This is a genomic window from Arthrobacter sp. fls2-241-R2A-200 (genome assembly GCF_030209745.1).
Lineage (GTDB): Bacteria > Actinomycetota > Actinomycetes > Actinomycetales > Micrococcaceae > Arthrobacter.
Genome location: NZ_JARVRJ010000001.1, coordinates 15,692 through 29,320, shown reverse-complemented (window position 1 = coordinate 29,320; position 13,629 = coordinate 15,692). Strand labels below are relative to the sequence as shown.

Here is a 13,629-nt window from a genome sequence, read left to right as displayed (position 1 = left end):
TCCCAACTCAAGGAGACACGACTTGTCCAGCACGACCAACACCCACATGAATCACACGGCAGGATCAGAGGCAACGGCACGCGAAATCGCCCAGCAGCCGGACGTCTGGCGTGGTGTCGCCAAGCTCATCGAAGACCAACGCGAGAACCTCGATTCGTTCCTTTCGCCACTGCTTGAAAGGCCAAACCTGCGCATCATCCTCGCAGGCGCGGGTACATCGGCCTTCGCGGGACGGATCGCAGCCCCTTCACTCGCACGGCAACTCCAGCGGCGCGTGGATGCCGTCGCCACGACAGACATTGTCTCCAACCCGCACGAGTGCTTCGCTGAGGACGTACCGACGCTCCTTATCTCCTTCGCCCGGTCCGGCAACAGCCCTGAGAGCAGCGCTGCGACCATCCTCGCGGATGAAATTCTCACCGACGTAAGCCACCTGGTCATCACCTGCGACAGGCAAGGAAATCTCTTCAAGATCCACCAGGGCCGTGACAAATCATTCGCAATTCTGATGCCCGAACGCGCGAACGACCAAGGGTTCGCAATGACTTCGAGCTTCACCTCCATGCTGCTCGCCTGCCTCCTGATCCTCCGTGGTGCGGATAACACCGCCGTGAACGCACTCGCCGGAGCCGCCGAACGCATCCTGGGCCCGCAGGAGATGATGGAGAAGCTGGCCCTCAAGGGTTACGACAGGGTCGTCTACCTCGGCAGCGGCCCCCTTGCAGGCCTCGCGCAGGAATGCGCGCTCAAACTCCTGGAACTGACCGCCGGCAAAGTCATCGCGTACCACGACTCATCGCTCGGCTTCCGTCATGGACCCAAATCCGTCCTGACCGACAAGACACTGGTGATCGTTTTCGTATCATCGGACGCCTACACCCGCAATTACGACCTGGACATCCTTGCTGAGCTGCGGTCAGGTATCGCCGCGGAAAACACCGTTGCAGTCTCGGTCCACCCCGAAGCTGACATTTCCGGCCAGTCATGGGTTTTCCCGGAACTTTCCGCTCTGGATGACGCCCTTCTGGCACCGGCATATGTGCTTTTCGCTCAACTCTTAGCGCTGCTTGCTTCCCTGCAGCTTGGCCTGACCCCTGACAACCCTTTCCCGTCCGGAGACGTCAACCGCGTGGTGCAAGGCGTCCGAATTCACCCGCTCGAGCGGACCGAAACTTACTAGTCGGTTAGGGTCCTCGGCCTTCCCCACGCACGCAACCCTGCCGAAGGCCGCCCCGTCCTCCCTGACCGAAAGGAATACTTTGTGATCTCTTCGACCGCCCGCGACGGCCGAAAAATCGTGACCGTGACTCCCAACCCCGCTCTCGACATCACGTACGGCCTTCCCGCGATCCACCTGGGACAAACCCACCGGGTCGACGCACCTCTCCAACGGGCAGGTGGCAAGGGGCTGAACGTCGCGCGTGTGGCTCACCAGACGGGTTCAGCTGTCCTGGCCATTGCTCCCGTGGGCGGTGCCACCGGCGCCCTGTTTCGCGCCGAACTTGAACAGTCCGGGCTTCCACACCTCCTCATACCAGCGAGTACGGAGACCCGCAGGAGTATCGCTTTCGTCGATGAAGAACACCTCCAGACCAGCATCTTCAACGAACGCGGCGAAGAGCTGCCCTCAACAATCTGGGACGAAATCCTGGCGGCTGTGGAGGCTGTTCTCGATAGGAAGGAAGCTTCCGTCCTAGCCGCTTCGGGCAGCCTGCCGCCCAACGCACCCGGTAGCTTCTACCAAGACATGATCGCCCTCGCACATCACCACAAAGTCCCGGTCATTGTCGACACCTCAGGGCCGCCACTGCTCGACGCCGCCAAGGCGGGCGCGGACCTGCTCAAACCCAACCATCATGAGCTGATCGAAGCCACCGGAGAGCAGCATCTGCCTACGGCGGCCCGGCGGCTTCTTCAACTCGGGGCCCGCACGGTAATCGTCAGTACCGGAGAGAAAGGCATGCTCGCGTTCACCCGCGATCAGCCCGAGGCGCACTGGGCCGCCTCGCCCGGCCGCACCCTTACGGGCAACCCCACTGGAGCAGGTGATGCAGCAGTGGCTGCTGCCGCCGTGTGCCTGAGCGACGGCGCTGACCTCCCGACACTCCTGCGCACTGCCTCTGCCTGGGGCTCGGCCGCGGTTCTCACCACCGGTGCAGGCGAAATCGCAGCGAACTATTCAGACCTCCAAAAAGAAGTACTCGTCACCCTGCAAAAGGACATCCCATGCCACTGACTCCCACGGCAGACATCATGGCCGACGCCGTTGCCTCCCGGACCGGACAAGGTGCCTTCAACGTTATTCACCTTGAAACCGTCGAAGGACTCATCACAGGAGCCGAGCTTGCGGGGTTGCCGCTCATTCTGCAAATCTCACAGAACTGCGCAAACTACCACGGAGGCCTGGAGCCGCTTGCGTTGGCCTGCATGTCACTCGCACGGGAAGCCAATGTCCCCATCGCCCTGCACCTCGATCACGCCGAAGACGCGAGCCTCGCCATCCAGGCCGTGGACCTGGGCTTCGGTTCAGTCATGTACGACGGCGCCCATCTTCCCTACGAAGCAAACCTCGAAACGACGGCAAAAGTCACGGAATACGCCCACTCGATGGGCGTCTATGTCGAAGCGGAACTCGGGAAAGTCGGCGGCAAAGGAGGTGCCCACGCCCCCGGCGTGCGAACCGATCCGGAGGAAGCCGCCGACTTCGTCCGGAGAACCGGAGTCGATGCCTTGGCGGTCGCAGTGGGGTCCTCCCACGCAATGACAGAACGGAACGCAGCCCTTGACCTGACCTTGATCCGCCGCTTGAGGGACAGTCTCAACGTTCCCCTCGTCCTCCACGGATCATCGGGGGTGCCGGACGAAACAATCTCGGAGGCGATCACCGCGGGCATGAGCAAGATTAACGTGTCCACACACCTGAATGGATTCTTCACCCGTGCAGTCCGCGACTATCTGGACTCGCATCCAACCGTTGTCGACTCCCGTAAGTACCTGGGCGCCGGCCGTGACGCACTGGTGCCCGAAGTATCGCGGCTCCTGAGGTTGTTCGCAGGCACCGCCCGTTCGAATGAGGCGTAGCCCCCGCGGGTAACTCCGGGCTGAAGGCATCGCCGTGACCGGGCCGCCGACTACGGGTTGTCTGCGGCGGGAGGGTCAGATTCCTTCTCGAACGGGCCACTGACAACCACCTGCGCGGGGCTGTGGAGGAGGTACCCGTTGAGCCAGGAAAACAAGGCTCGGACTTTTTGTTGTGTCCCGGACAACAAGGCAAGGTGCACCAAGAGCCACGACAAAAACGCAAAGGGGCCCTGCAACTGGAGTCGTTTGCGTCCGAGCTCCGCTACGGCTGCACCGCGCCCGACCATCGCCATGTACCCCTTGTCAACGTAGTGGAATGGTTTCCGTTCGTCCCCGTTCAGGTCAGCGATGATGTTGGCCGCGGCCCACTTGCCGGCCTGCTGCGCCACCGAACCCAGCTGGGGCAGCTTTGCGCCGGTCGAGTCGGTAATGTTCGCGGCGTCCCCAATAACGTAAACGCCGTCGACGTCGGGAGCTGTCAGGTCCGGTTGAACATCGATCCGGCCGCCCCGGCCCTGCGACAGGCCTGATCCGGCGATCAGGTCCCCTGCCTTCAAACCGCCGGCCCACACCACGATCCGTGCAGGCACAAAGCTTTCGTCTGCAAGCTTTACCCCGTCGGCCCGCACTTCGGTGACACCGACTCCCATATGCAACTGGACACCGACTTTTTGCAGGTGCTCAGCGGCATACTTTTGGGATTTCGGGGAGAACACGTTCAGGACGCTGGGAACCATATCCACCAGGTGAACCCGGCAGCGGGCTGCGAGTTCGGGCGAGAAATACTTTCCCACTACGTACTTGACGTTCTCGGCCATGGCACCAGCGGTCTCGACGCCGGTGGGACCGCCTCCCACCACCACCACGTCCACCGCTGCATCGAGACTTCTGTCCGCCTGATCAAGAAGCCGGGTGAGACCGGAGCCCAGGCGGGTGGCATCAGTGACCGAGTACAGCGGGTATGCGAACTCTTCAGCCCCGGGAGTGTTGAAGAAGTTGGGCACGGCGCCCACGGCGATAACCAGGATCTCTGCCCGCCATACCCTGCCGTCCGCGGTGGTGACGGACTTTTGGTGCACATCGACCGATGACACCTTCGCCGTCAACACCCTGACACTGCTCAACCTGCGGAAAACGGACCGCAATGGACGGGCGATGGCCGAAACGCCGATCTGGGACGTGGCAACCTGATACAGGAGCGGTTGGAATTGGTGGTAACTGTTTGAGTCGATCAGCAGGACGCGTATACCTTTGCGGCCCAGCTCCTTGGCTGCTGCGACCCCTGCAAATCCGGCTCCGACCACAATGACTTGGTATGTGTCCTCCATCTCAGCAACATACTTCACCTGCCGTCCCGGCAACAGGGGGTCTGCGGCAGGCCGGCGTCGCCCGTTTACTTTTCGGACCGGTGGGTACGCACGAGGATAGTAAACCGAAGCATGCGGGCATTCGAAGGGGTGGTCACTCTTGGAGGAGATCGGGATTTCAGACGTAGCGCATGGGGCGGGCCCTGTTGAGTTGCTGCTTGTCAGGCATGGAGAGAGTGAAGGCAATGTCGCGGCCACCGAGGCCCGCATCGCCGGAGCAGAGGTCATCGACGTACCTGCCCGGGACCCGGACGTGCACCTGTCCGACGTCGGGCAAGAGCAGGCCAAAGCCCTCGGAGTTGCTTTGTCCCGCATCTCCCCCGAGCTCTGTCCCGACGTCGTGATCTCATCGCCCTACGCGCGGGCACAGCAAACGGCCCGCATCGCCGTCGAAGTCGCAGGCTGGCCGGTCACCGTCACCACAGACGAGCGGCTCCGCGACCGGGAACTGGGCATCCTCGACCGGCTCACGGGGCGCGGCGTCGACAAGCGGTACCCCGAGGAGGCCGAGCGGCGGCTTTGGCTTGGCAAGCTGTACTACCGGCCGCCAGGGGGCGAGTCGTGGGCTGATGTTGCCCTCCGGCTGCGCTCCATCCTGAACGAACTGGATAATCCAGCCCGTGGTCAACGGCTGATGCTCGTGTGCCACGATGCTCTGATCCTGCTGGTTCGATACGTCCTTGAGGGCATGTCTGAGAAGGAAATCCTGGACCTCGCATCGAGCACGTCTGTGTTAAATGCATCCGTTACGCGTTTCGTGCGGCCGTCCGGAGTCGGCCCTTGGACACTGGAAAGCTTCAACGTTGCCGACCACCTGACCGAGCAGAACGTGGCGGTCACCGAGCACGGAGGGGATGCCAATGTCCACCCCCAGTAGCCAGCCCACGCTCGTAACGCCGTCACTGCTTCGGGACTGGGACTTGCCGGCTCCGGGAAGTGACAAGTACTCGCGCGGCTCGGTGTTGGTCCTTGGCGGAGCCCGGGCGACACCTGGGGCAGCGTTGCTCGCCGGCACGGCAGCCCTTCGCGCAGGGGCCGGGAAGCTGACCATGGCTGTCGCCGGTTCCGTGGCGGTCCATGTGGGAGTTGCCCTGCCCGAATGCGGAGCCATGGCCATGCCGGAAACAGCAGAGGGGTCGTTGACCGGCGAAGGGTTGGAGTCCATAGCTTCCTATGTTGACCGAGCCGACGCACTATTGATCGGTCCGGGACTCGATGACTTGGACCTGACCGAAGTACTCCTGAGAGGCCTGCTGGAACGCGAAGAGGGCGACGGCGGGGACGGCCCTGCGATCCTACTGGACGCCTACGCATTGGCCGGACTCACGAGGGTGGAGGACATGATCGGGCCTTGGCGGGGCCGGCTCATCCTCACGCCGAATCCCACAGAGGCCGGTGTTCTCCTGGGCAGGGATGTCGAGGACCTGGAAGCGGATGTGGCTGCAATCGCCCGCCGCTTCGATGCCGTGGTGAGCTGCCAGGGCATCATCGCCGGAACGGTGAGCCGAGGCTCCGTGGAGTCAGCAGGCCCGGAGGAGTCAGCGGGCTCCCCGGAATTGTGGAAGATCACCACCGGGCACGGCGGGCTGGGAACCTCGGGCAGCGGGGACGTCCTAGCAGGCGCCATCGCAGGGCTGCGCGCGCGGGGAACCAGCGGCGTGCAGGCAGCCTGTTGGGGGACGCATCTTCACGCTGCCGCGGCCGACCGATTGGCGAGCAAGCTCGGACCCCTCGGTTTCCTGGCCCGCGAGCTTGCCGATGAGATTCCGGCCCTCATGTTGGAGCTTAACTAAGCGGGTTTCAGCAGTTCTTTCTCCACGACGGCGGTTCGAGACAGGGTCTTATAGCCCTCCTGCTCGAACAGGACGGTCATGACGTCGTCCTCGTGACGCATGACCAAACCCGGACCCCACTCCTTGTGGATCACGGATGATTGCACCGGGAACTGCTCGTCCGCCACGGCGTCGTCGGTGCCCTCCTCACTATGGTGGGACGCGTCGCCGCCACGGTTGGCCGCATCGGAGCAAGCATCGCAGTGACCGCAGGGCTCGGGCATGTCTTCCCCGAAGTAGCCCAGCAAGAACTGCCGGCGGCAGGTGTCGGTCTCGGCATAACCGCGGATCATCATCAGCCGCGACTGGTCGATGCGCTGGCGGGCCTGGCCAAGTTCAATCGCGCGGTCCACCAGTGTGGACAATTTGGACGTGGACTTTAGCCGGACCCCCCGTTTCCCTAATACGACGGCGCCGGCTTCTTCGAGTTGGTTCACGAGGCCCGTGACCTTCCTGGGCGGGAACCCCGTCAGCTCAGCCAAGGCACTCTTCGTAGCCGGCGCGCCGGCTGACTTCAGGACTTTCAGCAGGGCCGTGAGGGCCTCCGCATCCGGAGCGTGGGTGCCAAAGAATTTTCGAAGTCCCAGGTCCTCGGCGCGATAGTGCAGGATTGCTGTGGCCGGTTCGCCGTCGCGACCTGCCCTGCCGATCTCCTGGTAGTAGGCGTCCAAGGACTCCGGAATATCGGCATGGACAACGAACCTGACATTCGGCTTGTCAATGCCCATGCCGAAGGCTGTGGTGGCAACGACGACGTCGAACTGATCCTGCAGGAACCCCTCATGGATGCTTTCCCGCTCGGCTGGCGACCGTCCCGCGTGGTAGGCGGCGGCCCGTAGGCCGGCCTTAGCCAACTTCTCCGCGTACTTCTCAGTGTCCTTGCGGGTGGCGGCGTACACCAAGCCGATCCCGCCCGCCGCGGCGAGTTCGGAGACTTGTTCCACCACCTTCCGCCTCTTTGCCTTGTCCTCGTGGTGCCGGACCACCTCCAAAGAGATGTTGGGCCGGTCGAACCCGCGGACAATCAGGAGCGGATTCGTCATCCCCAGCCGCTCCACGATCTCATCACGCACAGGGGGCGAGGCAGTGGCGGTGAGCGCAGCTACCGGCGGGTTGCCCAAACGCTCCCGAACATGTCCCAGGTTGAGGTAATCGGGCCGGAAATCGTGGCCCCATGAGGACACACAATGGGCTTCATCGACCACGAATAGTGTGATGCCCAGCTTGGCGAGGCGATCAACGGTTTCCTGCTTGGCCAGTTGCTCGGGTGCGAGGAAGAGATAAGTGACCTCCCCGGACTCCGCTGCCTGCCACGCGGCCTCCACCTCCGAATCGCTGTGCGAGGAATTGATGGCGACGGCTGCCCCACCGCCAAGATCCTCCTCCAGCCCGTCCAGCTGGTCTTCCTGCAACGCGATCAAAGGCGAAACCACGACGGCGGGGCGTCCAGTGGCGTTGTGAAGATACCGGGCCGCCACTTGGTAGGTGGCGGATTTTCCGTACCCTGTGGGCATCACGGCGAGCACATCGCGGCCTTCGACGAGGGCGGTCATGCCCTTGAGTTGACCATCGCGCAACGACGGTAGTGAGAAGGAGGACGCTGCAAGCGCGCCCAAGGCAAGATCGTCGGACATTGAATGGCTCCGCTTGGTTGGACCTGCGGCCACTTGCTTCAGCCGACCCCTCCAGCCTAGCGCGCCGCCGGCCCGCGGGCGTTCTCCGGACCCCTGCCTGTGGAAAACGCCGAACGCTCGTCAGTCAATCCCCGGTTGCTCAGGGAAGGAAAAAACCCCTCAGTTCTTCCGCGATGGCCTTGGCAGACACCTGATGGGTCTGGCCATCGAGAGTGCGGTGAACCGCTCGGGGGACAGCGGCAGCGATCGCTCGCTGGGCGGCGGACATTGCCGGGGCTGCCTTGCTACCCACCATCACCAGCGTAGGAACGCCTACCGCCGCGAGCCTTTGGACAGGCGCCGTGAAGTTGTTGCAGACTTCGACCTCGTAGGGCAAAGTGTTGGCCGCACTCTTTTGGCTTGCCCACACCTTGGGCATCAGCCGGAGCATGATGGGGACGAAGGCGGGCACACCGATCATCTTCACGAGGAAGTAGGACACCATGGCACCTCTTTTGTTTTCGGCCAGGAGTTCCTTGAGGTGGGCGGCATGGTCCACGGGAGAGTCTGCGTGGGAGCCCACCCCGGTGTAGGGAGCCTCGTATGTGGCTAGCCCCCGCATAGGCACCCCCGCTGCAGCGGTTTCGAGGGCCAGCGCCGCCCCGGATGAGATGCCGTACACGAAAGCGTTGCCACCTGCGTGTTGGAGTACGGCCGCGAGGTCCTCGACCTCCCGTTCCACGGCGTACGGTGCGGTATCAGTGCTGTCTCCACGGCCACGGCGATCGTAAAAATACACCGTGTAGGATTCTGCCAGCGCGTTGGCGAGGGCTCTGGAGGGGCCGAAGGACCTGCCGCAAAAAGCTCCATCGACCAACACCAAAGCCGGGCCACTGCCCAGATGTTCCACTGAAATGGTGGTGCCATCGACGGAGGTGATGGCTTCCACCAGGGAGCTGGGGGTCGTTGTTGTCATGAGGCGTACCTTTCGAGGATGGTGTCGAGCGTGGAGAATGCTAGGACCCATCCGGCCAGCGTCATGTCGCGGAGCTCTTCGCTGAATGGGCCTTGGTGCAGGGTCATACGTGTCTTGTGTCCGTGATCATGGAACTCAAGCCGAAGGACTACGCCGTCGACTGCTCCCACTGACGTTTCAGCCGACATCTGGATCTCGAGGAACTCGGGCGCCTGCCAATGAAGGATGCGGCCGCGGATCGGGTGCACGCTTCCGTTTGCCGGGTCCTGCATATCGAGTTCCCATCGTCCACCTTCCGCAAGTTCTACCACGACGCTCTCCGCGGCCACAGTGACTCCGGACGGGCCAAACCAACTCGTCAGCAATTCGGGTTCGGTCCAGAAGCGCCACACCACGTCCCTTGGAGCATTGAAAGAGCGTGAGACGAACACGTCACGGTCGGTAACTTCACGTTGGTGGTATTCAGGCATCACGGCCGCTCCCGTCGTTGTCTTCATTGTTGTCGCCAATCCCGTTCTGCAATGCCGCCAGGGCGTCGTCGAGCTTGTCGAACGATTCATCCCAGAACTTCTTGTACCGCTCCATGTAATCAGTGGCTTCCTTGAGCGGTTGGCCTTCAAGGTGGCTCAGCCGGGAGGTCGCTATCCGCCTCCGGGAGATCAGCCCCGCATCCTCAAGGACCTTGAGGTGCTTTGAAATGGCCGGCTGGCTGATCTGGAAAGGTGCGGCCAAATCGGAAACCTGGGCATCACCCTGGGAAAGCCGCTGCAGGATCGCCCGTCGCGTGGGATCAGCTAAGGCGCCAAAGACTGCACTAAGTTGATCGACCATACCGAACCATTACCCTTCATAACTCTAAAGTTATATAACCGTATGGTTTACATTAGACCCTTGGCATCCTTTGTCAAGCCTTTTCCATCAGCCCCGACGGGATTCCTGAGCAAGTCTTGAGGGTTTGCTGCAGGGCACCTTGATCCAGCCAATCGAGACTTGAGAAAGCAGAGGACGAGCACTACAACAAAGGATGGCCCCAGATGACTACGCTGACAAGCATCACCGACGGCACCCTCCCCGGCCGCCGTTCCGCCTCCAGCGAGCGCGCAGCAGGTACCGCGACCCCCGCAGCCCCGGCAAGAAGCCTCGGGACTTTCCGTCGCCTTGTCAGGGCCATCGCGAAGGTCATCGGCGTCAGCATGCTCATCCTTGCGGCCCTCGCATTCCTGCTTCTTGCCCTCGGCCCACGCGTGCTCGGCTACCACACCTCCACTATGCTCACCGGTTCCATGGCGCCCCTGATCAACCCGGGCGACGTGGTGGTCACCGTCCCGACCCCGATCAAGGACGTCAAGGTTGGAGACATCATCACCTATCACATCCCTGTTGAAGATCAACGCGTCGAGACCCACCGCATCACCGACATCACCACCACGGCCACCGGCGGCACCACTGTACAGACCAAGGGGGACGCCAACAATGGCGTTGACCCCTGGGTTGCGACGCTGCAAGGCACAACCGTGGACAAAGAAGTCCTCACTATCCCGTACCTTGGCGCCGCTATCCGTGCCCTGCGCGCACCGATTGTCATGAATATCCTCCTTTACGGGGCGCCGGCCGTCCTTGTCATCGGCATGCTCACCTCTATCTGGACCAAGAAGCCCGGCAAAACCACCACGCCCGCAGCAGCGGACAAGCCCTAACGATTTCCCAGAACAACAACGAATCAGACCACGGAAGGAGCGCAGCGAAATGTCAATCCGTCGCCGCCTCCCCCGTTTGGCTGCCATCGGCGTCGCCGTCGTCGTCGCCCTGTTCTCGGCACCAGCCGCCGCCCTTGCGTCGTTTACCTCTAACGACGCCGCCAATCCCCAGTATTCGGCGGCTAGACTCGCCGCACCTGCGAGCGCGAACGTCTCCATGAGTTGTACTGCCAACAATCGCCGCGCCACCGTTACGGTGAACTCATTCAGCACGGTGACATATGCCAATTACCACGAGATCAAGGTTTATAACCGATCACATGTTTTGGAATTCACCGGGGATCTCAGCACCGCCGCCGGGAAAACATACACCTCCGGCTTGGAGACCATCGGCACGTGGACCTACGAGATCCGCGGTTACTACAAGATCCCCGGGACCTCGCGAATGTGGACAGGCACGGCGCTTACTGGATCCCTCATCTGCTAGTCCTGCTGAGCCCGGCGTCGTAGACTGATACCGGACTTTCAAGGAGGACCATGACGCCGCTCCGCACTTGCCTTGTCATTGAAGATGATGAGGACATCGGTGGTTTGCTTGAGGCGATCCTCTCCTCCGCCGGCTTTTCCGTCAGCGTTGAGGAAACCGGCACTGACGGGCTTTTGGCGGCGGCTGCCACGGCGCCGTCGATGATAACGCTCGACGTCGGACTTCCCGACATGGACGGCCGTGAAGTAGCGCGGGCCCTCAGGAAGTTCACCCAGGTTCCCATCATCATGATCACGGCATTTGCACAACCTGGGGACGAGCTGGACGGGATTGCAGCCGGCGCCACAGCCTATCTTTCCAAACCGTTCCGCCCTGCGGCCTTGCGGGACCTGGTGCAGAAATTGTTCCCTTCGGATTCGGACGTTGCTGTGGCTACGCCTGCCGTTTCTCCCATCCCCCACCCCCTCACGCAAGGGCCCCTGCCTTAACGCCTTTCCGGAGAGCTTGCTCTTGGCACTCATCCGGTCGCCTGCTCTCGCCATCGGCTTGGCACAGGCCGTCTCCATGATTAGGCTGGAAACCGTAAGCTTGCTTATCATCTTGGTGATGCCCGTGCGCATTACCCCCGGATAGCTTGCCCGTGTTCCAGACCTAACTATCAGGAGGACCACCATGACTGATCAGTACACCTTCCGGAACCCCGTCACCGCATATGAGCAAATCTCCCCGCCGAAACAGCACCAGCCCGAGCCCGGCCTCGACGCCGAACTGACCCCTAAGGCAGACCTCGGCGAAGACACATACCGCGGTACCGGACGACTGGAGGGCCGCAAGGCCATTGTTACCGGCGCCGATTCCGGTATTGGCGCTGCGACGGCGATCGCGTTCGCCCGCGAGGGGGCCGACGTCGTGCTTTCATACCTCCCCGAAGAGGAAGAGGACGCATCGCGCATTGCAGGGCTCATCGAAGCCGCCGGCCGCAAGGCGGTAAAAGTGCCCGGCGACCTCAAGGACCCTGCCGTTTGCCGTGAAGTGGTGGACACCGCCGTCGCGGTCTTGGGTGGCCTGGACATCCTGGTGAATAATGCCGGCAAACAGGTGGCCCAGGAAGACCTCGCCGAGATTTCCGACGAACAGTTCGACCACACATTGAAGACCAACGTTTACGCGATGTTTTGGCTGACCAAGGCAGCACTACCCCACCTGCCGGCAGGTTCCACCATCATCAACACAACATCCATCCAGGCCTACAACCCGTCGCCGACTCTGGTGGACTACGCCACCACCAAGGCCAGCATCAACAACTTCACCAAGGGGTTGGCACAACAACTGGCACCCAAGGGAATCCGCGTTAATGCCGTGGCGCCGGGGCCCATCTGGACACCGTTGCAGGTCAGCAGTGGCCAACCGAAGGAGGAGTTGCCCGAGTTCGGGCAGTCGACGCCGCTCGGCCGCGCCGGCCAACCGGCTGAGCTCGCACCCGCCTACGTCTTCCTGGCGTCCCCGGAGTCGAGCTACGTGGTGGGCGAAACCCTCAACGTCAACGGCGGCAACCCGACTCCGTAACCCAAGCCGTTGGTTGACGACGGCGGCGCCCCCAGCGGTTTCCCGGGCGCGCCGCCGTCGTGGGTTGCGGCAAGGGCGCGCAGCGAGGGTTGCAGCAAAAACGGGCGGCGCTACCGCGTGGCCGTCACCAGGTAGGTGCGGAGATTTGCCGGGCCCACCCGCTCCGCACCGGTCCCCCGCGGAAACCGGCCGTAGTTCGCTTCGGGCTGGCCGGGCTGAACCGTCGTCGCGTCAGTCCAGCCCCGGTCCGTAAACAGGGCTTGGGGTGCATCCGTGCAAAATGGCAGCGGCTTTCCGGAGCTTTTCCGGGCTGCTACCAGCGGCCCCATGGATTCCAACTCCAACAGGCCGGTGCCGAACGTGTCCGCCAGGAACTGCGAGCCGGGGGCGGAGAGCGCTCCCGTATCACGGACCAACGTCTCGACATCGGGCGCCGCCAAATAAAACAGGAGCCCCTCGGCAACCCAAATCGTGCGGCGTTGTTGATCGAAGCCGGCGTCCAGAAGTGCCTCTCGCCACGGCCCCGACAAGTCAGCGTAAACGCACTTGCGCTCGCACCCCGGTGGCGTTCCCTGCAGGATGCTCTCCTTCTCATCGAACGCTTCGGCATGGTCGATCTCGTAAACCGTGGAATCCGGCGGTAGTGGCAGCCGGAATGCCCGCGTATCCATGCCGGCTCCCAAGAGGACGATCTGTGCCCCCGGCCGGGCCGCGCTGGTCATCAGATCGTCAAAATATCTGGTCCTGACCGGCAGGTACGGGTTGTAGGGGGCGGCGTCCAGGCTCGCCCGACCACTTTCGCCTGCCAGGACGCCAGCCCAAGGATCGTTAAAAAGACGATCCGCGCGGGCGCTTTCCTGTGCTCTCGCCGCAGCTATCCAGCGGCCGGTCCCCACCACCGCCTTGTGAGCTTGCCGGTCATCGGGCGACGTCGAATCTGTCATGGCCGCAATGTAGCATCTGGCGCGAGTTTTATTTGTTGTATAACATATATAACAAAGAGGAGGTGG

At 62.5% G+C, this 13,629-nt stretch carries 15 protein-coding genes; 9 read left to right on the top strand and 6 right to left on the bottom strand.

Features of this window, described 5'->3' with window-relative positions:
* The first annotated feature begins 22 nt into the window (after window positions 1-22).
* The 3 genes from QRN42_RS00155 (at window position 23) to QRN42_RS00145 (ending at window position 3,081) form a co-directional block, all read left to right on the top strand.
* Entirely contained in the window at window positions 23-1,180 is a 1,158-nt protein-coding gene (locus QRN42_RS00155; RefSeq protein WP_284977466.1) for an SIS domain-containing protein, read from the top strand.
* An 81-nt stretch (window positions 1,181-1,261) separates the two neighbouring features.
* A complete protein-coding gene (locus tag QRN42_RS00150; protein ID WP_284977465.1) occupies window positions 1,262-2,236 on the top strand; it encodes a 1-phosphofructokinase family hexose kinase in 975 nt (324 codons plus the stop codon).
* Complete coding sequence (locus QRN42_RS00145; protein WP_284977464.1) at window positions 2,227-3,081, top strand: class II fructose-bisphosphate aldolase; 855 nt, start codon at window positions 2,227-2,229, stop codon at window positions 3,079-3,081. Before QRN42_RS00150 ends, QRN42_RS00145 begins: the two co-directional genes overlap by 10 nt.
* 50 nt (window positions 3,082-3,131) lie before the next feature.
* On the opposite strand, the gene QRN42_RS00140 is transcribed toward QRN42_RS00145, so the two are convergent.
* Window positions 3,132-4,409, bottom strand: a complete 1,278-nt coding sequence (locus tag QRN42_RS00140; protein WP_284977463.1) for an NAD(P)/FAD-dependent oxidoreductase — start codon at window positions 4,407-4,409, stop codon at window positions 3,132-3,134.
* 139 nt (window positions 4,410-4,548) lie between these two features.
* Here QRN42_RS00140 and QRN42_RS00135 point away from each other — a divergent pair, with 139 nt between their 5' ends.
* Window positions 4,549-5,325, top strand: coding sequence for a histidine phosphatase family protein (locus tag QRN42_RS00135; protein ID WP_284977462.1), 777 nt, complete (start codon window positions 4,549-4,551; stop codon window positions 5,323-5,325).
* On the top strand, window positions 5,303-6,241 hold the full coding sequence (locus tag QRN42_RS00130; protein ID WP_410549659.1) for an NAD(P)H-hydrate dehydratase: 939 nt from the start codon (window positions 5,303-5,305) through the stop codon (window positions 6,239-6,241). Before QRN42_RS00135 ends, QRN42_RS00130 begins: the two co-directional genes overlap by 23 nt.
* Here QRN42_RS00130 and QRN42_RS00125 read toward each other — a convergent pair.
* From QRN42_RS00125 to QRN42_RS00110, 4 genes are all read right to left on the bottom strand, one after another.
* Window positions 6,238-7,914 carry a RecQ family ATP-dependent DNA helicase gene (locus tag QRN42_RS00125; RefSeq protein ID WP_284977460.1) on the bottom strand — a complete coding sequence of 559 codons (1,677 nt, stop codon included), beginning with the start codon at window positions 7,912-7,914 and terminating at the stop codon, window positions 6,238-6,240. The two genes, QRN42_RS00130 and QRN42_RS00125, sit on opposite strands and share 4 nt — an antisense overlap.
* Window positions 7,915-8,053: 139 nt before the next feature.
* A complete protein-coding gene (locus QRN42_RS00120; RefSeq protein WP_284977459.1) occupies window positions 8,054-8,869 on the bottom strand; it encodes an alpha/beta fold hydrolase in 816 nt (271 codons plus the stop codon).
* On the bottom strand, window positions 8,866-9,339 hold the full coding sequence (locus QRN42_RS00115; RefSeq protein ID WP_284977458.1) for an SRPBCC family protein: 474 nt from the start codon (window positions 9,337-9,339) through the stop codon (window positions 8,866-8,868). Before QRN42_RS00115 ends, QRN42_RS00120 begins: the two co-directional genes overlap by 4 nt.
* On the bottom strand, window positions 9,332-9,700 hold the full coding sequence (locus QRN42_RS00110) for an ArsR/SmtB family transcription factor (protein ID WP_284977457.1): 369 nt from the start codon (window positions 9,698-9,700) through the stop codon (window positions 9,332-9,334). The genes QRN42_RS00115 and QRN42_RS00110 overlap by 8 nt, the downstream gene beginning before the upstream one ends.
* Before the next feature lie 203 nt (window positions 9,701-9,903).
* Between QRN42_RS00110 and QRN42_RS00105 the strand changes: the two genes are divergently transcribed.
* The 4 genes from QRN42_RS00105 to QRN42_RS00090 all read left to right on the top strand — a co-directional run bounded on the left by QRN42_RS00105 (window position 9,904) and on the right by QRN42_RS00090 (window position 12,619).
* Window positions 9,904-10,566 (top strand): signal peptidase I, encoded by a 663-nt coding sequence (locus QRN42_RS00105; protein ID WP_284977456.1) that lies wholly within the window; start codon window positions 9,904-9,906, stop codon window positions 10,564-10,566.
* 49 nt (window positions 10,567-10,615) lie between these two features.
* Entirely contained in the window at window positions 10,616-11,053 is a 438-nt protein-coding gene (locus QRN42_RS00100; protein ID WP_284977455.1) for a hypothetical protein, read from the top strand.
* 50 nt (window positions 11,054-11,103) lie between these two features.
* Window positions 11,104-11,541: a response regulator transcription factor gene (locus QRN42_RS00095; protein ID WP_284974109.1), complete on the top strand. Its 438-nt coding sequence runs from the start codon at window positions 11,104-11,106 to the stop codon at window positions 11,539-11,541.
* 184 nt (window positions 11,542-11,725) lie between these two features.
* On the top strand, window positions 11,726-12,619 hold the full coding sequence (locus QRN42_RS00090; RefSeq protein ID WP_284974108.1) for a glucose 1-dehydrogenase: 894 nt from the start codon (window positions 11,726-11,728) through the stop codon (window positions 12,617-12,619).
* Between the two features lie 110 nt (window positions 12,620-12,729).
* Here the strand turns inward: QRN42_RS00090 and QRN42_RS00085 are convergent, their stop codons facing one another.
* Complete coding sequence (locus tag QRN42_RS00085) at window positions 12,730-13,563, bottom strand: SAM-dependent methyltransferase (protein WP_284974107.1); 834 nt, start codon at window positions 13,561-13,563, stop codon at window positions 12,730-12,732.
* Between the last annotated feature and the right edge of the window lie 66 nt (window positions 13,564-13,629).